Source organism: Kitasatospora sp. NPDC096128 (assembly GCF_040303105.1).
Taxonomy (GTDB): Bacteria; Actinomycetota; Actinomycetes; order Streptomycetales; family Streptomycetaceae; genus Kitasatospora.
Map to the genome: position 1 here is coordinate 98524 of NZ_JBEOSP010000018.1, position 19907 is coordinate 118430.

The following is a 19907-nucleotide window of genomic DNA, read 5'->3' on the forward strand; positions in this document are numbered from 1 at the left end:
GATCAGTTGGCGAAGGCGTCCAGGACCTGCTCGTACTCCTGGCACCACCACGCCAGCTGGCCCGCCGAGGCGGGGTAGAGCGGGTCGGCCCGGTGGTCGGCCCGCTGGTAGCGCCACTGCAGCATCCAGAAGTCGTTCAGCCGCTCCCACCAGACCCGGTGGACGGCGGCGGCCAGGTGCTCGGCGGTGGCGGCGCCGGAGGCCCGGTAGGCCTGGGAGTAGCGGCGGACCCGGACCAGGTCGAGGGTGCCGGTGGTGCGGTCGTTGAACAGCAGGGTGGCGGCCCGGACGGCCTCCTCGGCGCGCGGCTGCGGGCCGAGCTTGTCCCAGTCGAGCACGGCGGCGACCCGCTCGCCGTCGGGGCCCCCGGCGTGGATCAGGTTGAGGCCGTGGAAGTCGCCGTGGGTCCAGCCGGTGGGCGGGGCGGCGAGCGGGTCGGGGCGGCGGTGGGCGTGCTCGGCGAGCAGTTCCAGCCGTTCGTCGAGCCGTCGGACGACGAGCGCGTCCAGATCGCCGTTGGGGCGGTGCGCACGGGCGCGGCGCCGCAGGTCGCGGGCCAGTTCGGCGCTGTCGAGGGGGTCGGCGCTGCGGTAGCCGTCGGGCTGGTCGAGGGGGGCGCAGACGTCGTCGAGCGCGCCGTGCAGGCGACCGAGCAGCGCGCCGAGGGCGTCGCACTGCGACGGATCGAGCTCCGTACCGTGCCGGTGTCGGCCATCGGTCCAGGGGAACAGGGCGAACAGGCGGCCGTTCAGGCCGGCCACCGTCCCGCCGCGGTCCGAGCAGCTCAGCGGGGGTGCCACGGGCAGGCCGAGGGCGTGCAGGTCGGTCATGGCGCGGTGGTGGGCGAGGATCTTCGGGCGGTTGGCGGTGGCGGCGTCGACGTAGCACTTCAGGAAGTACGCGCCGGCCTCGGTGCCGATCCGGTAACCCCGGTTGAGCAGGCCTTCGGCGACCGGCTCGGCGGTGAGCAGCCGCCCCACCCGGAAGCGGGCCAGGACCTCGGCGAGTGCGCTGCGCGGGACGGGTGGACTGAGAGTCCCTATCGGCGGTGCGGAGAGGTCGGGGCGGGCCGGGGCGCAGGCGAGGGTCTGGCTGAAAGTCACGTGCAGAGGTTATGGCCCTCTGGTGGGGGCCCTTGACAAACCGTCAGAACTGTGCAACCGAACGGTCAGTACTGGTGATCGGCCTGGTGCCGCGCCACGTACGCCGCCGCCTGGGTGCGTCGCTCCATGCCCATCTTGGCGAGCAGACTGGAGACGTAGTTCTTCACCGTCTTCTCGGCCAGGTGCAACTCGTTGCCGATCTGACGATTGGTCATCCCCTCGCCGATCAGATCGAGGATCCGCCGCTCCTGCTTGGTGAGTTGGGCCAGCCGCTCGTCCTCCTTCTCGCCGCCGTCGCGCAGCCGGGCGAGCACCCGGCTGGTGGCGACCGGGTCGAGCAGGGAGCGGCCGGCCGCGACGTCCCGGACGGCGGTGATCAGGTCGGTGCCGCGGATCGCCTTCAGGACGTAGCCGGAGGCGCCCGCCATGATCGAGTCGAACAGCGCCTCGTCGTCCGAGAACGAGGTCAGCATCAGGCACTTGATCTCCGGCAGCCGGGACCGGATCTCGCGGCAGACCTCGACGCCGTTGCCGTCCGGCAGCCGGACGTCGAGCACCGCGACGTCGGGGTGGACCGCGGGGATCCGGGTGAGCGCCTCGGCGGCCGTGCCGGCCTCGCCGACGATCTCGATGTCGTCCTCGACCGACAGCAGGTCGTGCACGCCCCGTCGGACGACCTCGTGGTCATCGAGCAGGAACACCCTGATTTGTCCGTTATCAGTCACGCCCAAAGCCTCCCATACCACCGTACAAAAGGCCTATCGTCCTCAGTGTCGTAAAGGCGGGATCCAGCCACACCCGACCGAAACCGATACCGAGAACCCCCTTACGTACGGGCGTCCGCCCGGATAACGTGCGCTGGTGTCCTGAAGGCGCTCGAATTGAGAGCTGCGTCACGCCGACCGTCACCCCCACCCTTCCGACGGCGAGCCGGACGTAGCACCCTCGGGGTTGTAGACCCTGAACAAGTAGGACGTCCTAGCGCAAGCGCGCCGAGGGCGGACGCTGGGTAACGTTCTCGTGAGGGACGCCGTCGGAACAGGATCACCACCTGCCACGCAGTAGGTGCGCACACCCACGCGCGCCCCGCGAGGCGGTGACCGGACCGGTCACCGGCGACCCCGGGCGGCCGGACAGACCGAGGAGTGAACGTGACCGTCAAAAGCACGGCGAGGGCTCGCAAGAAGGCGGCCCCCGCTGTCCCTGACACCCTCCGCGCCCCGGGTACGGACGCCCAGCCGGAGCTCATCCAGCTGCTCACGCCGGAAGGCGAGCGGGTCGAGCACCCGGACTACCCCCTCACCACCACTCCGGAGGAGCTCCGCTCCCTCTACCGCGACCTGGTGCTGGTGCGCCGGTTCGACGGTGAGGCGACCTCGCTCCAGCGCCAGGGCGAGCTGGGCCTGTGGGCCTCGCTGCTGGGCCAGGAGGCCGCCCAGGTCGGCTCCGGCCGCGCCATGCGCACCGGCGACTACGCCTTCCCGACCTACCGCGAGCACGGCGTGGCCTGGTGCCGCGACGTCGACCCGCTGAACCTGCTCGGCATGTTCCGCGGCGTGAACCACGGCGGCTGGGACCCGAACGAGAAGAACTTCCACCTCTACACCATCGTGATCGGCTCGCAGACCCTGCACGCCACCGGCTACGCGATGGGCATCACCAAGGACGGCGCCGACGACGCGGTGATCGCGTACTTCGGCGACGGCGCGTCCAGCCAGGGCGACGTCAACGAGGCCTTCACCTTCGCCTCGGTCTACAACTCCCCGGTGGTGTTCTTCTGCCAGAACAACCAGTGGGCGATCTCCGAGCCCACCACCACCCAGACCAAGATCCCGCTGTACCGCCGCGCCTCCGGCTTCGGCTTCCCGGGCGTCCGGGTCGACGGCAACGACGTGCTGGCCTGCCTCGCGGTCACCCGCTGGGCGCTCGACCACGCCCGCAGCGGCAACGGCCCGGTGCTGATCGAGGCCTTCACCTACCGGATGGGCGCGCACACCACCTCCGACGACCCCACCCGCTACCGGGCCACCGAGGAGACCGAGGCCTGGAAGGCCAAGGACCCGATCCTGCGGCTGCGCACCCTCCTGGAGAAGGAGGGCCTGGCGGACGACGAGTTCTTCGCCGCCGTCGACGCCGAGAGCGAGCAGCTGGGGCTGCGGGTGCGTGAGGGCGTGCGCAGCATGCCGGACCCGGACCCGACGCTGATCTTCGACCACGTGTACAGCGAGCCGCACGCGCTGGTCGATCAGGAACGGGCCGAATACGTCGAGTACGCGGCCTCCTTCGAGGCGGGGGAGAACCACTGATGGCCGGTCAGCTGAGCATCGCCAAGGCGCTCAACGACGCGCTGCGCAAGTCGCTGGAGAACGACCCGAAGACCGTCCTGATGGGCGAGGACATCGGCAAGCTCGGCGGCGTCTTCCGGATCACCGACGGCCTGCAGAAGGACTTCGGCGAGGACCGGGTGATCGACACCCCGCTGGCCGAGTCCGGCATCGTGGGCACCGCGATCGGCCTCGCGCTGCGCGGCTACCGCCCCGTGGTGGAGATCCAGTTCGACGGTTTCGTCTACCCGGCCTTCGACCAGATCGTCTCCCAGCTGGCGAAGATGCACGCCCGCGCGCTCGGGCACGTCAAGATGCCGGTCACCATCCGCATCCCCTACGCGGGTGGCATCGGCGCGGTCGAGCACCACAGCGAGTCGCACGAGGCGTACTTCGCGCACACCGCCGGTCTGCGGGTGGTCACCCCGTCCAACGCGCACGACGCGCACTGGATGCTGCGGCAGTCCATCGAGTCGGACGACCCGGTCATCTTCCTGGAGCCCAAGCGGCGTTACTGGGACAAGGGCGAGGTCGGTGCCGCTGCCGACCTGGGGCTGCACGCGGCCCGGATCGTCCGCCCCGGCGCCGACGCGACGCTGATCGCCTACGGCCCGATGGTCAAGGTCTGCCTGGAGGCCGCCGCGGCCGCCGAGGAGGACGGCCGCCGGCTGGAGGTCGTCGACCTGCGCTCGCTCTCCCCGGTCGACTTCACGGTCCTGGAGGAGTCGGTCAAGCGCACCGGGCGGGCCGTCGTGGTGCACGAGGCCCCGGTCTTCCTGGGCATGGGCGCCGAGCTGGCCGCCCGGCTCACCGAGCGGTGCTTCTACCACCTGGAGGCACCGGTCCTGCGGGTCGGCGGCTACTACGCGCCGTACCCGCCGTCCCGCGTCGAGGAGGCCTTCCTCCCCGACCTGGACCGCGTGCTCGACGCCGTCGACCGCGCGCTCGCGTACTGATACCGGGGAGCGTAGATGACCACCGAAGTTCGCTCGCTCCGCGAGTTCAAGATGCCCGATGTGGGCGAGGGCCTCACCGAGGCCGAGATCCTCAGCTGGTACGTCAAGCCCGGTGACACCGTCACCGACGGGCAGGTCGTCTGCGAGGTGGAGACCGCCAAGGCGGCGGTGGAGCTGCCGATCCCGTTCAACGGGGTCGTCGAGCAGCTCTTCTTCCCCGAGGGCGCGACGGTCGACGTCGGCACCGTGATCATCTCGGTGGCGGTCGCCGGGGAGGCGGGGGCCGCTCCGGCCGCCGCGCCCGTACCCGCGCCCGCCGCGCCCGCCGTGGCCGCCGTGGCCGCGGCGCCGGCCGCCGAGGCCGAGCCGGAGCGCCGGGAGGTGCTGGTCGGGTACGGCCCGCGCACCGGCACCGCCCAGCGCCGGGCCCGGCGGACGGCCACGGCCACGGCCACCGCTACGGCGAAGGCCGCGGCTCCGGCTGCTCCGGTCGCTCCTGTGGTGCCCGTCGCGCCCGCTGAACTGCCCACCGGTGAGCGGCCGTTGGCGAAGCCGCCGGTGCGCAAGCTGGCCAAGGACCTGGGCATCGACCTGCGGTCCGTCACCCCGACCGGCGCGGGCGGGGTGATCACCCGCGAGGACCTGCACGCCCACGCGGCAGCCCAGGCCGCTCCGGCCGCCGTGCCGGTCGTGGCCGCGGCCGTCGAGGCCGTGGCGGCTGTGGCGGCTCCGCTGCCGGTGTCCGGAACGGGCGACGTCCGGGTGCCGATCAAGGGCGTCCGCAAGGCGACCGCGCAGGCGATGGTGGCCTCGGCCTTCACCGCCCCGCACGTCACCGAGTTCGTCCAGGTCGATGTGACCCGCACGATGAAGTTCGTCCGCAAGCTCAAGGAGAGCGGCGAACTGGGCCGGGACGTCCGGGTCAGCCCGCTGCTGCTGGTCGCCAAGGCGCTGCTGGTGGCGATCAAGCGGCACCCGGAGATCAACGCCCAGTGGGACGAGGCAGCCCAGGAGATCGTGGTCAAGGGCCAGGTGAACCTCGGCATCGCCGCGGCCACCCCGCGCGGCCTGATCGTTCCGAACATCAAGGACGCCGGGTCCAAGACCCTTTCGGGCCTGGCCACTTCGCTCGGCGAGCTGGTCGAGACCGCCCGCCAGGGCAAGACCTCGCCGGCCGACATGCAGGGCGGCACGGTCACCATCACCAACGTCGGCGTCTTCGGCGTCGACACCGGCACCCCGATCCTCAACCCGGGCGAGGCGGCCATCCTGGCCTTCGGCGCGGTCAGGGAGCTGCCGTGGGTGCACAAGGGCAAGGTGGTCCCGCGCCAGGTGACCACGCTCGCGCTCTCCTTCGACCACCGGCTGGTGGACGGGGAGTTGGGCTCCAGGGTGCTGGCCGACGTGGCCGGGCTGCTGGAGTTCCCGAAGCGGCTGATCACCTGGGGCTGACGGTCCGTCGTCCGTAGCGAAGGGGTCCCGCTCCGCACCACTGTGCGGAGCGGGACCCCTTCGTCGTGCCCGCTGTCCGTGTCCCGGTCGTTCGCCGTCCCGGTCGTTCGGGCGCCTACCGGGTTCGGGGCTTTTCCGGGACGGCCGATGACCGGCTTCGGGATACTGCCGGAATGACGGATGAACTGACGATCAGCCCGGAAGCGGCGTCGGGCAGGGGCGGAGAAGCCCGGTCGCTGCGGCGGGACGTGTCGGCGCCGGCGCTGCTGGCGGGCCTGGTCTGCGTCGCGGTGTCGTTCTCCGGGCCGTTGGTGGTGGTGCTCGCGGCGGCCGCCGCCGGGCGGCTGGACCCGGCGCACACCACGTCCTGGATCTGGGCGGTGGCGATCGGCAGCGGGGTGAGCGGCTTCGCGCTCAGCTGGTGGACCAGGACCCCGGTGATCACCGCGTGGTCCACCCCGGGGGCGGCGCTGCTGGTGACCAGCCTGGGCCACTACCCGTACCGGGAGGCGATCGGGGCGTTCCTGGTGAGCGCGGCGCTGGTGGCGCTGTTCGGGGTGACCGGCTGGTTCGGCCGGCTGATCGCGGCGGTGCCGGTGGGGATCGTGAACGCGATGCTCGCGGGCATCCTGTTCTCCTTCGGCGCCGGGATCTTCGGGGCGGTGCACGGCGCCCCGGTGCTGGTGGTGGGCAGCTTCGCGGCCTTCCTGCTGGCCAAGCGCCTCGTTCCCCGGTACGCCGTGCTGATCGCCCTGGTGGTCGGCGGGGTGCTGGCGGCGCTGACCGTCGGGCTGCCGCTGCACCTGGGCTCGGGCGGGCCGACCGTGCCGGTGCTGACCGCCCCGGCGTTCTCCTGGTCGGCCCTGGTGGGGCTGGCGCTGCCGCTCGGCATCGTCACCCTGGCCTCGCAGAACGCGCCCGGGCTCGGGGTGATGCGGGCCTTCGGCTACCGGACGGACGACCGGCTGCTGATCGGTTCGACCGGCGTGATGTCGATGCTGGTGGCGCCGTTCGGCTCGCCCGGGGTGAACCTGGCGGCGATCACGGCGGCGATCTGCTCCGGCCCGGAGGCCCACCCGGACCCGCGCCGCCGGTACGTCGCGGGGATGTCCTCGGGCGTGCTGTACGTGGTGGTCGGCAGTTTCGGCGGGGTGCTGGTGAGCCTGTTCACCGGGCTGCCGAAGGAGCTGATCGCGGTGATCGCCGGGGTCGCGCTGCTGGCCTCGCTGCAGGGCAGCCTGGCGGCGGCGGTCGCCGAGGAGCGCGGGCGGGACGCGGCGGTGGTGACCTTCCTGGCGAGCGCCTCGGGGATGAGCCTGTTCGGCATCGGCTCGGCCTTCTGGGGGCTGCTCTTCGGGCTCGGCACGCACCTGGTGCTGGAGCTGGGGAAGCGGTCCCGGTGAGTTCCGGTGAGCTCCGGACAGAGTCGCTCTTGGATTGGTTGGTATGACTGGCAAGACGGGAATCGTTCGGCCAGGTCGGTGACATTTGCGGCGGCCGGTGGGGGCGACACGCCGGTCCGGGTACGTCTCCGCTCCACCACCCGGGCGACACCGGGTGACCGGAGCCCCGAGGACGCACCCGTATGCCTGCTGGCAACCCTGGCCGTCTCGTCCGGAGTCTGGCCGCCCTCGTACTGGTGTCCACCGCCGTACTCCCGGCCGCCCTGGAACTCGTCGGCCCCTCGCCGTTCGGCGTGATCGGGACCGGCGCCCCCGTCGACCGGGCGGTGCCCCCGCACACCGCGCTCCGCGCCGACCAGCGGATACCCGCGGCCGCCCCGACCTTCGACATACGCCGCACCGGGGACCCGTCCAACCGGATCACCCTCGTCCTGCTCGGCGACGGCTACACCGCGGACGAGCAGGAGGCGTTCCGGCAGCAGGCCGACAAGGCCTGGCGCGCCCTGATGGACATCGAGCCGTTCCGCACCTACCAGGGGTTCTTCAACATACGGCGGGTCGAGGTGGTCTCCCCGACCTCCGGGATAGCCGAGACCGAGAGCCGCGGCCGCCACCCCGCCACCCCGCTGGGCATGCACTTCTGGTGCGAGGGCACCGCCCGGCTGCTCTGCGCCGACGAGGGCGCCACCGCCCGCTACGCCGGGGACAGTGCCGGGCCGCAGTACCTGATCGCGCTGGCCAACTCGGTCGAGTACGGCGGCGCCGGGGGCACCGGGGTGACCACCCTGGCCGGGGGAAGTCCGGACGCCGGGCGGATCATCCAGCACGAGATCGGCCACACCGTGGGGGACCTCGGCGACGAGTACGACAGCGCCCCGGACGACGCCGACTACCCGAACCTCTCCACCCTCAACGCCGAGGACATGCTCAAGAAGCAGACCAAGTGGTGGCGCTGGCTGGGCGCCGTCTCCCCGGACGGCGCCGGCACCGTCGGGGCGTACCGCAGCGCCAACGGCCTGTACCGGCCCACCCCCGACTCGGTGATGCGCACCCTGGGCAGCGCCTACAACCTGCCCTCCCGCGAGGCGATCGTCGAGGAGCTGTACCGCAAGGTCCGGCCGACCGACGCCCCGTCGCCGCCGCCCGGCGAGGTCGCCGGGCGCCCCCGGCTGGACGTCCGGCCGCTGCCGCTGACCGGCACCCGGCAGCTGACCGTGGACTGGAAGGTGGACGGTGCCCCGGTGCCCTCGCCGGCCGTGGACGGCGGCCGACTGGACACCGCGCAGCTGGACCTCGCCCCGGGCCGGACGGCGACCGTGACGGCGACCGTCCGGGACACCACGGACTGGGTGCGGGACGAGGCCTTCCGGGACCGCTACATGACCCGGTCGGTCTCCTGGACGGTCACCGGCTGAGGGGTTCGCGAGCTCACACCGCGGGGACCTGGGCGTCCAATCATGGGATGACTAGTCTGGACGGACTATGACCGTGGAGCCCGCTCGTTCAGCCGCGTCCCTGTCCGTCCCCGCTCCTCGTCCCACCGTCGAGCCGCCGGCGGCCCGGACCCCCGTGCCGCCCGGCGGGCGCGCGGCCTGGCTGGCCTGGTCCGTCGGCGTCAGCGTCTACGTCCTGGCCGTCATCCACCGCACCAGCCTCGGGGTGGCCGGCCTGGACGCCGCCGAGCGCTTCGGCATCGGCGCCTCGGCACTGTCCACCTTCTCGATCCTCCAGGTGCTGGTCTACGCGGCCATGCAGGTCCCGGTCGGCCTGCTGGTCGACCGCTTCGGACCGCGCCGGGTGCTGCTGCTCGGCGTGCTGCTGCTGAGCACCGGCCAGCTGGCCTTCGCCTTCAGCTCCTCCTTCGCCCCGGCACTGGCCTCCCGGGCGGTGCTCGGCTGCGGCGACGCGATGACCTTCATCAGCGTGCTGCGGATCGCCGCCCGGTGGTTCCCGGCGGCGAAGAACCCGTTCGTCGCCCAGCTGACCGGCCTGGCCGGGATGGGCGGCAACCTGGTCACCACCGTGGTGCTCGCCCAGGCCCTGCACAGCGAGGGCTGGACGCCCACCTTCACCGCGATCGCGCTGCTCGGCGTGGCGGTGTTCGCGCTGGTCGCGCTGTTCCTCAAGGACGCACCGGCGGTCGTGCGACCGGTCGACCCGCCGGTCGACCCGCCGGTCGACCCGCCGGCCGCCCGCCCGAAGGTCCGGCGCCTGGTCCAGGACAGCTGGCGGGAGCCCGGCACCCGACTGGGCCTGTGGATCCACTTCACCACCCAGTTCCCCGGCAACGCCTTCGGCCTGCTCTGGGGCATGCCCTACCTGATCGAGGCTCAGGGGATGACCCGGACCGGGGCCGGCGGGCTGCTGACCCTGCTGGTGCTCTCCAACATGGCCTTCGGGTTCCTCTTCGGCCGGCTGCTCTCCCGCTCCGCCCGGGCCCGGATGCCGATCGTGCTCACCGTCGTCACCACCACCGGGCTCGGCTGGGCCCTGGTGCTCGCCTGGCCCGGCGGGCACCCGCCGATGTGGCTCCTGATCGGGATCATCCTGGTGATGGGCAGCAACGGCCCGGCCTCCCTGGTCGGCCTGGACTACGCCCGCACCCGCAACCCGGCCGAACGGCTCGGCACCGCCTCCGGGATCGTCAACATGGGCGGCTTCATCGGCACGATGATCACCCTGTTCGGCATCGGCGTCCTGCTCGACGCCCTCTCCCCGCCCGGCGCCGGCAGCTACTCCGCCGACGCCTTCCGCTGGGCGTTCTGCTGGCAGTACGCGCCGCTGGCGGTGGGGACGCTGATGATCCTGCGGCTCCGGCGGAAGGTCGTGGCGTCGCCCGCGTAGGGTCGCCGGCCCGCGCAACCGCCGGTGCCCCCGGAAACCCCGAGGGCACCGGCGGAGGGATCAGCGCCCGTACGCGCGCATCAGGTCCGCGACCTGCCGGGCGCTGCCGTGGATCCGGGCGCCGTGCAGTTCCACGGTCAACGTTCCGTCACCGAGCGGCGGCGGTTCGGGCACCAGCAGGAGCAGGCGCACCAGATCCACCAGCTTGAGCTTCGGACACCGGGGGATGACGGTGCCGCCCCTGATGCCGACCCGCTCGGCACTCGGGCAGGAGTAGTAGCCACCGAACGGCGGGCCGCTGTCGTCCTCGCGCGCCGGCACGGAGAAGAGCATCTCCCCGTGTGCGCAGCAGACCGTCCCGTCGGACCGTACATGGACCTCGGGCCCGCCGACCTGATCGAGCTCAGCGACGATCTCCACCTGCTGGCCGATCGCCTCGGCCAGGGTCTCGGCCATCCGCCGCTGCTGCTTCGGTACGTCGGTGTCGCCCCGCCGGATGGAGGGGAGCAGTTCCTCGGTGACCCATGCCCGGAACGGCTGGGCGGACTTCTTGTCCGACCTCATGAGGAGGTTGTACAGCCCTGCCTCGTTCACCACGCCGAGGAGCGGATTCCCCTGCCGGTAGGGTTTCTGACCTGCGGGAACGTCGAATGAACCCATCTGATGGGTTGATACCGCGCGCTGGTCGACGGTGCGGTGCTGGTGGGGCTCCAACCCGCTGGTCGCAGTGGTCGGGTTTCGTCGGCCCACGATCCGGCACACGTCCGCCGTGACGAACCACGGCTCCCCGTCGATCATTACGACGCGGATCGGCTGCCCCGTGACGGGGAAGCTTGACCGCACCAGCACCATCCGTTCCTGCTGTTCCTGCTGTTCCTGCTGTTCCTGCTGTTCCTGCGCGTCGTCCATGGGGACGCTCCTCATTCCTCCGGGTGACAGTTGGACTACTCGGAGCAACGAGGCCGAACAGGTGAGGTTGCTGGTGCGGGGTTGACGCATGGGTGCACGAGTGGTGCCGACCCGGCGCGCGGTGGTGCGTGTACGCCGGGTGGTGCGCGCGGGGCGTCAGATGGTGCGCCCGACGGCGTCAGATGGTGACGGAGAAGTTGGCCAGCACCCGCTCGGCCAGTTCCTTGTCGCCCTCGACGCTCACCGGGCCGGGCCGGCCGCGGCCGCAGGCGAGTCGGACGTACGTCTCCCAGTCCATGGTGAGCTGGACGTCGGGCGCCAGGCTGATGGACTCGTCCACGCTGCCGCGCCCGGTGGAGTCCACCCGGACGGTGCGCAGGAACTCGACCGGGCCGGTCACGTCCAGCACCAGGGCCGTCCCGGCCGGGGCGCCGGCGGTGTGGGCGACGGCCTTGGGCAGTCGCTCCAGCAGGACGTCCCGGGCGATCAGCGCGCCGGGGGCGTCCAGGTTGCCGGGGGTCTCCAGGGCCCGGCGCAGGTCCTGCTCGTGCACCCAGACGTCGAAGGCCCGCATCCGCAGCAGCTCGTGGTACGGCACGTCCGTGGCCAGCGGACCGGCCGGCCAGCGGACCGGCTCCCCGGGCGTCTGCTTGGCGTTCCGCAGCGCGCGGGAGCGGCGGATGATCGTGTACTCCAGCTCGCTGGTCATCTCCAGTGCGGTGTGGCAGCGGCGCTTGTCGACCGGCAGCTCGATGTAGCGGGCGAACTCGGTGGTGACGTGGCGAAGGTCACGTGGCAGCGAGTGGATCGGGCGCGGGTCGCCGAGCAGTTCCGACTCCACCGCGATCACGTGCGAGACGACGTCCCGGACCGACCAGCCGGGGCACTCGGTGGCCCGGTTCCAGGAGCCTTCGGGGAGGGGGGCGACCAGCTCCGATATGGACTCGATGCTCTGGGTCCACGCCTCCGTGTAAGCCTGCACGGTCTGGTTGTCCGTCACGGGAATCTCCGGCCCTCCGTCAGCTTTCCTACGCTCCGCGCCCGGCCGTCGCGGTCGGCCGGGATGGTCCGGCTTCCGGGCGCACACGCTAACCGCACGTTACGCTGCCGGGAGACAGCTGGGCAGCGCTTTCGGGTGACGATCGTAGGTCTCTTGCCGTGGACGGTGGTACTGTGCGCGCTTCATTGATCCAACTCGCGGTCTCCGACACCGAGCCGCCCGCCGAACGGCGGGCCCGGGCCGCGTCGCTGGTACGGGCTCAGCAGGGCGCCGACCTGGTGGTCCTGCCGGAGTTGTGGCCGCTCGGCGGCTTCGCCCACGACCTCTGGTCGGAGGGCGCCGAGACGCTCGACGGGCCCACTTCGGACGCGATGGCGGCCGCGGCCCGGGCCGCCGGGGTCTGGTTGCACGCCGGTTCGATCGTCGAACGGGACCCGGACGGTCCGATCTACAACACCTCGATGGTGTTCGCCCCGGACGGCGAGCTGGTGCACACCTACCGCAAGATCCACCGCTTCGGCTTCGACAGCGGCGAGGCGGTGGTGATGGGTGCCGGGCAGGAGATCGTCACCGCGCCCACCGAGTTCGGCACCCTGGGCCTGGCCACCTGCTACGACCTGCGCTTCCCGGAGCTGTTCCGGGCGCTGCTGGACGCCGGGGCCCAGCTGTTGGTGGTCCCGGCGGCCTGGCCGGCCAAGCGGCGCGAGCACTGGACGCTGCTGGCCCGGGCCCGGGCGCTGGAGGAGCAGGCCTTCGTGCTGGCCTGCAACACCGCCGGGACGCACGCCGGGGTCGAGCAGGCCGGTTACAGCGTCGTGGTGGACCCGTGGGGCCGGGTGCTGGCCGAGGCGGGGGCGGGCGAGGAGGTGCTGACCGTCGCGTTCGACCCGGCCGAGGTGGGCCGGGCGCGCGAGGAGTTCCCGGTGCTGCGGGACCGCCTGCTCGGCATCCCGGCGCCGGTCCAGCGGTAGGCACCGACGGTGGCGCGGGCGGTGGCGCGGGCCCGGGCGCAGGCGGGGGCGCGGGTTTCCGGAGGGTTGGTTCGTACCTGTTCCGGGCCGGTTTGAGAAGATGAGCACTCGTCGTGTTCCCCGCCGCCGGTCGGCCGGTCCGTCGCGGGTCGGTACGGTGGCCCGCCCCAGGAGGTCGCGCGCATGTCCGGCACCGGCGCCGGCGACACCCCCCGCCCCGTCATCCAGCGCAACAGCCTGCGCGAGCAGATCGCCGGCGCGCTCCGCGAGGAGATGATGGCCGGCCGGCTGGAGGCCGGCCGCAACTTCACCGTCAAGGAGATCGCCGAGCTGTACGGCGTCTCCGCGACCCCGGCCCGCGAGGCGTTGGTCGACCTCGGCGCCCAGGGGCTGCTGCGGGCCGAGCACCACCGCGGTTTCACGGTGCCGGAGCTGGGCTGGGAGGACTTCCTGGAGATCTTCGAGGCCAGGGTGCTGCTCACCGACAGCTTCTACCGCCAGTTCGCGACCCGCCGGGCGCTGCCCGACCTCACCCGGCTGCCCTCGCTGAGCCGCCGGGCCGATGCTGCGGTGCGGGCCGCCCGGGCCGGGAACCTGGACGTGATGGTGGGCTGTGACCGCCGGTTCTGGCAGGAGGTCTCCGCCCTGCTCGGCAACCGCCGGATCGCGGAGTACCTGGACTGGCTGCGGGTGCAGTCCTGGATGTTCGCCGCGCGCCACCTGCGGGCGATGCCCACCCTCGGCGGGGTCTGCTGGGACCGCCACCCGGACCTGGTCGACGCGATCGGGGCCCGCGACCTGCACGGCGCGCACCGGATCATCTGCGAGTACAACCTGTTCACCGTCCGGCTGCTGGCCGGGCTGGCCGGTCGCCCGCTGGAGTCGGTGACGGTGCTCGGGCTGCTCACCGAGGTCGCGGACGGTGAGCCGCTGCCCGTCCCGGTCGAGCCGCCCGCGGCGCAGCCGTCGGACCGGTGGTCCCGTCCGTTCCCCGCTGCGCAGCCCTCGTTCGGGGCCGCGCCGCATACCCAGCCGCTGCCCGTACCGCAGACCGGGCCGCAGACCGCGACGGAGACCGAGCCGGAGGCCGGTGCGGCCCGGGGTGGGCCTGGGCGGCGGGGTGACGAGGTCGGCCGGGAGCTGGGCCGTGAGCTGGGCCTCGGCCTCGGACTGGTGCCGCAGCCGCGCTGGGTGCCGCACACCAGGTTCGGCCGACGGCTGCCCGAGTCGCCCCCGGAGGCTCCGCAGGGGCGGCCAGATCCGCATCCGGCCCCGGGCCGGTAGGGTGGGCGGGCGTCGGACCGGCCGCCCCACAGGCCGTCCGGGTACCGACCCCGCCCCCGTCGTCGCCCCGCCCCGCGGGCGATCCCGCCGTCCGGAGAGGAACTGCCGGCCATGGCCTGCGACCTCTGGCTCGTCCCGCTGGTGGACGTGCTGAGCCACAGCCCCGACAACCCCTTCCGGGACGACCTCGCGCTCTACAACGCGGTGCTGGCCTCGCGCGGCCTGCCCGAGGTGCCGGTCTACCAGTTCGTCCCCGGGCTGAGCGGAGCGGTCGAGCCGATAGCCGCCTTCGACTACGACTCGCTGCACTTCCTGCGCCGCGCCTACCTGTTGGGCCTCACCGGTCTGGACATCACCCCGGTCGACGCGCTCGGCAGCGACTACGAGCAGCTGCTGGAGATGTTCGAGAGCAGCGCCGAGCAGTCCCACCTGGTCTGGCACTTCGACCACGCCGGGGCGTACGTGCCGGTCGAGTTCCAGGCCCCGCTGGTGGACGAGACGCTGCTCGCGGCCGGCGGCCCGCTCGGCTCCAGCCACGGGCTGCTGCGCGAACTGCAGGCCGTGGCACCGGCCCTGGGCATCGACCCGTTCAACCCGCCGAACCCGACCCGGCCGCTCGGTCCGACCGGGCTGGAGCAGCCGTTCGGGCCGCCGATCGACGACCTGCACCCCTTCGCCCGGGAGCGGCACGCCTGGTCGGGGCTGTACGCGGCGGCGACCCGGAGCCTCAGCCAGGGCTCGATGGTCGTCTTCGCGTAGCCGGTCCGGGCGGGTGTGCCGCGCCGCCCGCCCCCCGCCGAGGGCTACCGCAGCGGGCCCTCCGGCGGCCGCTGGCGCGGCATGGTGGGCCGCGTCCCCGGCGGCGGCAGCACCCGCACCTGGGCGCCCACCCCGGGCTCGGTGCGCCCGCCCCAGGTCCCCGCGGACTGGGTGGGCAGCTGGGTCATCGAGGCGCGGAACTCCAGCATCCACTCCGAGGTCTCGGTGCGGACCATGTCCGAGACGTCCTCGCAGAACCGGCGCAGCACGCCCAGGCAGCGCTCGGCGGCCTCGCCCGCGGTGCCCTCGGTCGGGCCGAGCACCTCGCGCACGCACTCCGACGCCCAGTCGAACTGGAAGGCCTCCAGCCGGCGTTGCAGCGCCTGCGCGGTGGAGACGTCCCGCATCCAGCCGGAGGTGAGGCCGAAGACCCGGTCGGCGCCGTAGCAGGCGGCGGAGAGGGCGAGGCCCACGTAGCCCCAGCTGGTGCCGTGGGCGACCGCGCCGGCGAGGTCCAGCAGCGGGGCGGTCAGCCCGGCCACCGCGAAGCCCGCCGACCCGAAGCGCAGCAGGCGCGCCCAGCGGCGCTTCCAGATCCGGTCCCGGCGGTACCACTCGATCGCCTCGACCGCCCGCTCCTCGGACCAGCGGTAGAGCTCCTCCAGCCGCTCCGCGGGCTCGCCCCAGTCCCCGAGCGGGAACTGGCGGGCGCTCAGATCGGTCCGGTGCCGGGTGGGGGCCCGCCGGGCCACGGCTGCGGCGGGCTGGTCCTCCTCACCGATCTCCTTGCCCCAGGCACTCTCCTCGGGCTGCATTTCCGGCTGGCTCACCTGTGGGACTCCCTGTGGCGGGCGGGCGGCATGGTCTGTCGGCGCATCGGCTGACGTGACGTCTGCCGGTCGTTGTCCAACAGCACTTCTTACCGCCAAATGGCTGACCGCGGGGCGCTTCCCCGGTGATCGTTACCGGTTTCGGCCACCGGAACACGAGGTGGGAGGGTTGCGGGGGTCGGCGGGATTTCACCCGTCCGAGCGAGGGTCCGGTGACCCGCCGTCCTGACCCGTGCACCCGGCGCGCATCCAGGGCGTCCGGACTTGGAGGATCCTCCTACGTGATCGGTGTACGGACCGCTCTTCCTGGAGGATCGGACGGGACCGGAGAGCGGCCGGAACAGGCCACCGACTACGCTGCCTGGCGTGAAGGTCCTCGTCATCGGCGGCGGCGCCCGCGAACACGCCCTGTGCCGCTCCCTGTCCCAAGATCCCTCCGTGACCGAGTTGCACTGTGCCCCGGGCAACGCCGGGATCGCCCAGGTGGCGACGGTCCACCCGGTCGACCAGCTGGACGGCGCCCGGGTCGCCGAACTGGCCGCGACCCTCGGCGCCGACCTCGTGGTGGTCGGCCCTGAGGCCCCGCTGGTGGCCGGCGTCGGCGACGCCGTGCGTGCGGCCGGCATCCCGGTCTTCGGTCCCTCCGGCGCGGCAGCGCAGCTGGAGGGCTCCAAGGCCTTCGCCAAGGACGTGATGGCCGGCGCCGGCGTGCCCACCGCCCGCTCCTACGTCTGCACCACCGCCGAGGAGGCCGCCGAGGCGCTGGACGCCTTCGGCGCCCCCTACGTGGTCAAGGACGACGGCCTGGCGGCCGGCAAGGGCGTCGTGGTCACCTCCGACCGCGCGGCCGCGCTGGCGCACGCCGCCTCCTGCGAGCGCGTGGTCATCGAGGAGTACCTCGACGGCCCCGAGGTCTCGCTGTTCGCCATCACCGACGGCACCACCGTGCTGCCGCTGCAGCCCGCGCAGGACTTCAAGCGCGCGCTGGACGGCGACGAGGGCCCCAACACCGGCGGCATGGGCGCCTACTCGCCGCTGCCCTGGGCGCCCGCCGGGCTGGTCCAGGAGGTCCTGGACACCGTCCTGCAGCCGACCGTGGACGAGCTGCGCCGCCGCGGCACCGAGTTCTCCGGCCTGCTCTACGCGGGCCTGGCGCTCACCTCGCGCGGCACCCGGGTGATCGAGTTCAACGCCCGCTTCGGCGACCCGGAGACCCAGGTCGTACTGGCCCGGCTGCACACCCCGCTGGCCGGCGTCCTGTTCGCCTCCGCCACCGGCACCCTGGACCAGCTGGAGCCGCTGCGCTGGGACGAGGGGGCGGCCGTCACCGTGGTCGTCGCCTCCGAGGGCTACCCGGCCGCGCCGCGCACCGGCGACCCGATCGAGGGCCTCGCCGAGGCCGAGGCGGACGGCACCGCGTACGTGCTGCACGCCGGGACGAAGGCGGACCGGGACGGCCGGGTGCTCAGCGCCGGCGGCCGCGTCCTGTCGGTCACCGCGACCGGCACCGACCTGGCCGAGGCGCGCGACCGCGCGTACGCGGCCGTGGACCGGATCTCCCTCAGGGGCGGCCAGCACCGCACCGACATCGCGCTCAAGGCGGCCACCGCCTGACGGCACCGCGACCCCGGCGGCCCCCGTGCGAACCCTTCGCACGGGGGCCGCGGTGCATGGGGGGCTGCCGTGGTCGGGGGGCGCGGCGATGCGCCGCGAGCGAGCCGGAGCGGCGCCGGCGCCGAGAGGGTGGGCCCTCCTGCCCGCCGACGGGCAGGAGGGCAGGCAACCGGCGGGGCGCGAGCGCCGGAGCACCGACCGTCGGCACCGGGTCGGAGCGCCCCGGAGGCGAGTGAGCTCCGGACGAGCCGGAACAACCCGCAGGGCGCAGCGACCCGGGCGTTTCCGGGGCCGGAGCGGTTCGGGGGCCCGACGCACCGTTCGGCGGGCGGATTCCAGCCCATCGGGTGACAGCGCCCGCATCCGGCTGACGTAGCCGGGCGCCCGGCCTTATGGTGCGCTGGATCGCCGTCCGACGGTGCCGTGCGCCGGGGTCGCCGCCGGGTAGCGGCGCGCCCGCGGGGGGATGCTGGACGGCGATCGGCCGGACGGTCGCCCGGTGCTTCGCACCGGACCGGTCGCGGGCTTCCGGGCGGCGTCACCGGACGACCTGGCGGCGTCACCGGGACGAGTGGAAACCGGGGAGATCCGGAACGCCCGCCCGGACCGGGGCGTCGAAAATGTCAGTAGCGCCACACAGCATGCACTGCCGGGGATCGGACGCCTCCGCTTCCCGGTCGGAACTGATCGTTTCGAGTCGGCTCAGGGCCCGTACCGGGTGCCCGAGGGCTCCGAAGGGGGTGCCGCACCGTATGGCCGTCGACACCGCGCGCGCTCACGCCCAAGCGGTCCTGCGGATCCGGGGCCTCGCCCTGGCCGCGGCCGTCCTGCCCGCCGCCGTGGCGGTGGTCCTGCTCGCGGGCCGCTTCACCGGCCGGATCGGGGCCGCCGGCTCCTCCGACGCCGCCGGCTGGGACGCCGCCCGTTGGGTGGTCTGCTCGGTCGCCGCGCTGACCCTGCTGGTGGCCGGGCTGACCGCCCGGGCGGTGCGCCGGGCCGTGCCGCCGCAGATCCCGGCCGTGCCGGTCGAGCGGGCGAGCGCCCCCGAGCTGTACCGCCTGATCGACGAGCTGGCCGATCGGCTGGACGTCCCGGCGCCGTCCGCGGTGGCCCTCACCCCGGACTGCGACAGCTGGCTGGAGGACGTCGCGCCGCCGCGCCGCCCCCGCCCGCTGCGACCGAACCCCGAGCCCCCCGCGCCGGTCCTGGTGATCGGCTCGCCCTTCCTGTGGTGGATGCGGTCCGGCGAACTGCGGGCCCTGCTCGCCCCCGTGGTGGCCGGCACCGCCGCCTCCGCGGACCCGGAGATCGCCGCCGCCCGCCGCTTCCTGCGCAGCCTGGACGCCTGTCTGGACTCCGGTTCGGGCGCGGCCCCCGGCCTCGGCGGCGGCACCCTGGCGGCCCCGCCCGCCCCGCCCCGCCGCGGCCCGGCCCGGCTCGCCGACCGGATCGCCCGGCGGATCACCCGCCGGCTGCTGGGCGCCTGCCGGGGCCACTCCGCCGAGCTGGAGCGGTCGGTCGCGAGCTGGGCCTCCGAGCAGGCCAGGACGGTCGACTACGGCCTGCGGATCGCCGCCCAGGAGCAGGTCGGCCTGGCCTACGCCGGCTGGGACCGGCTGCTCACCCGGGTCGCGCTGCCCGCCTGGCGGCTCGGCCGCCACCCCGCGCACCTGAACGCCGGCGTGGTCGCCGCGCTCACCGAGCTGTCCCGCCGCGACCGGCTGGCCGACGGCTACGGCACCCGGCTCGGCGACCGCCCCGCCTGCGACCTGCTGGAGGAGCCCGGCACGGTGGACCGAGCGGTCTCCCGGCTCGCCGCCGAGCTGTTCTTCGGCCGCCCGGCGGCCGGGGCCTGGCACGAGCTGGAGTGGGCCGACTACCCGGCCGAGGCGGTGGACGCCGGCTGGCGGGCCCGGGCCGCCGCCCTCCAGGCCGCCCTGGACCGGCTCGCCCCGCAGTCCCGCCCGGGCGCCCCGACCCTCACCCGGCTGCTGGTCCGGCTCGCCGAGGGCGACGGCGAGCAGCTGGCCGCCGCCCTGGCCGCCCAGCTCGCCCGCACCACCACTCCGGCCCCGCTGCTGGAACCCGACCGCACCGGCCGCGACCTGCTGGTGGACCACGTCACCGCGATGGTCTGCTGCGCCGCCGTGGACACCGCGGGCGGCGCCCCCGGCCTGGACTGGCTGGACGGCCCGGTGCTGCTGCTCGGCGGGGTGCGCCGCACGGACCTGGCCGGACCGGTCGCCCAGGCGGTGGAGCAGGGCCAGGACGGCCCGCTGCGCGCCTGGCTGGACGCCGCCGAGGTCCGTCTGGAGAAGCCCGTCCGCCTCTGAGGCCCCTTGAGGCCGCTGCGGCCCCGGGCGGCGCTCGGCGCCCCGGCACGCGCCCCCGGGGGCCCCGGCCGCCGGCCGTCTCCGCAGGCCGGGGGCCCTGTCCCGGCGGGGCGCGAGATTGCCGA

General features: G+C 73.8%; 16 protein-coding genes. 11 read left to right on the top strand and 5 right to left on the bottom strand.

The window, feature by feature from the left end; translation table 11 throughout:
- Nucleotides 1-2: 2 nt before the first annotated feature.
- Together ABTY61_RS21265 and ABTY61_RS21270 are read right to left on the bottom strand one after the other, a co-directional pair.
- The gene (locus tag ABTY61_RS21265) at nt 3-1103 is read right to left on the bottom strand and encodes a phosphotransferase enzyme family protein (protein ID WP_350506571.1); all 1101 of its coding nucleotides are present in this window, start codon (nt 1101-1103) and stop codon (nt 3-5) included.
- 65 nt (nt 1104-1168) lie between these two features.
- On the bottom strand, nt 1169-1828 hold the full coding sequence (locus ABTY61_RS21270; protein ID WP_350506572.1) for a response regulator: 660 nt from the start codon (nt 1826-1828) through the stop codon (nt 1169-1171).
- A gap of 426 nt (nt 1829-2254) precedes the next feature.
- Here ABTY61_RS21270 and pdhA point away from each other — a divergent pair, with 426 nt between their 5' ends.
- From pdhA to ABTY61_RS21300, 6 genes are all read left to right on the top strand, one after another.
- Nucleotides 2255-3409, top strand: a complete 1155-nt coding sequence (gene pdhA / locus ABTY61_RS21275; RefSeq protein WP_502895386.1) for a pyruvate dehydrogenase (acetyl-transferring) E1 component subunit alpha — start codon at nt 2255-2257, stop codon at nt 3407-3409.
- On the top strand, nt 3409-4383 hold the full coding sequence (locus ABTY61_RS21280; RefSeq protein ID WP_502895387.1) for an alpha-ketoacid dehydrogenase subunit beta: 975 nt from the start codon (nt 3409-3411) through the stop codon (nt 4381-4383). The genes pdhA and ABTY61_RS21280 overlap by 1 nt, the downstream gene beginning before the upstream one ends.
- 15 nt (nt 4384-4398) lie before the next feature.
- Nucleotides 4399-5835: a dihydrolipoamide acetyltransferase family protein gene (locus ABTY61_RS21285; RefSeq protein WP_350506574.1), complete on the top strand. Its 1437-nt coding sequence runs from the start codon at nt 4399-4401 to the stop codon at nt 5833-5835.
- 173 nt (nt 5836-6008) lie between these two features.
- Nucleotides 6009-7238 (top strand): benzoate/H(+) symporter BenE family transporter, encoded by a 1230-nt coding sequence (locus ABTY61_RS21290; RefSeq protein WP_350506575.1) that lies wholly within the window; start codon nt 6009-6011, stop codon nt 7236-7238.
- Nucleotides 7239-7420: 182 nt separating this feature from the next.
- Complete coding sequence (locus ABTY61_RS21295) at nt 7421-8653, top strand: M64 family metallopeptidase (protein WP_350506576.1); 1233 nt, start codon at nt 7421-7423, stop codon at nt 8651-8653.
- A 67-nt stretch (nt 8654-8720) separates the two neighbouring features.
- The gene (locus ABTY61_RS21300; protein WP_350506577.1) at nt 8721-10082 is read left to right on the top strand and encodes an MFS transporter; all 1362 of its coding nucleotides are present in this window, start codon (nt 8721-8723) and stop codon (nt 10080-10082) included.
- Between the two features lie 60 nt (nt 10083-10142).
- Here ABTY61_RS21300 and ABTY61_RS21305 read toward each other — a convergent pair whose 3' ends face one another.
- Both ABTY61_RS21305 and ABTY61_RS21310 read right to left on the bottom strand, forming a co-directional pair.
- Nucleotides 10143-10991: a BRO-N domain-containing protein gene (locus tag ABTY61_RS21305; protein WP_350506578.1), complete on the bottom strand. Its 849-nt coding sequence runs from the start codon at nt 10989-10991 to the stop codon at nt 10143-10145.
- A gap of 178 nt (nt 10992-11169) precedes the next feature.
- A complete protein-coding gene (locus ABTY61_RS21310) occupies nt 11170-11991 on the bottom strand; it encodes a maleylpyruvate isomerase family mycothiol-dependent enzyme (protein WP_350506579.1) in 822 nt (273 codons plus the stop codon).
- A 173-nt stretch (nt 11992-12164) separates the two neighbouring features.
- Here ABTY61_RS21310 and ABTY61_RS21315 point away from each other — a divergent pair, with 173 nt between their 5' ends.
- The 3 genes from ABTY61_RS21315 to ABTY61_RS21325 all read left to right on the top strand — a co-directional run bounded on the left by ABTY61_RS21315 (nt 12165) and on the right by ABTY61_RS21325 (nt 15005).
- Nucleotides 12165-12962 carry a carbon-nitrogen family hydrolase gene (locus ABTY61_RS21315; protein ID WP_350506580.1) on the top strand — a complete coding sequence of 266 codons (798 nt, stop codon included), beginning with the start codon at nt 12165-12167 and terminating at the stop codon, nt 12960-12962.
- 183 nt (nt 12963-13145) lie between these two features.
- Nucleotides 13146-14246: a GntR family transcriptional regulator gene (locus tag ABTY61_RS21320; RefSeq protein WP_350506581.1), complete on the top strand. Its 1101-nt coding sequence runs from the start codon at nt 13146-13148 to the stop codon at nt 14244-14246.
- Nucleotides 14247-14357: 111 nt separating this feature from the next.
- Entirely contained in the window at nt 14358-15005 is a 648-nt protein-coding gene (locus ABTY61_RS21325; RefSeq protein WP_350506582.1) for a putative DNA-mimic protein, read from the top strand.
- A gap of 44 nt (nt 15006-15049) precedes the next feature.
- Here the strand turns inward: ABTY61_RS21325 and ABTY61_RS21330 are convergent, their stop codons facing one another.
- Nucleotides 15050-15835 carry an SLATT domain-containing protein gene (locus ABTY61_RS21330; protein ID WP_350506583.1) on the bottom strand — a complete coding sequence of 262 codons (786 nt, stop codon included), beginning with the start codon at nt 15833-15835 and terminating at the stop codon, nt 15050-15052.
- A gap of 366 nt (nt 15836-16201) precedes the next feature.
- On the opposite strand from ABTY61_RS21330, the gene purD reads away from it, so the two are divergent.
- Both purD and ABTY61_RS21340 read left to right on the top strand, forming a co-directional pair.
- A complete protein-coding gene (gene purD, locus ABTY61_RS21335) occupies nt 16202-17449 on the top strand; it encodes a phosphoribosylamine--glycine ligase (RefSeq protein ID WP_350506584.1) in 1248 nt (415 codons plus the stop codon).
- 752 nt (nt 17450-18201) lie between these two features.
- Complete coding sequence (locus ABTY61_RS21340) at nt 18202-19782, top strand: hypothetical protein (RefSeq protein WP_350506585.1); 1581 nt, start codon at nt 18202-18204, stop codon at nt 19780-19782.
- The last annotated feature ends 125 nt before the right edge of the window (nt 19783-19907 follow it).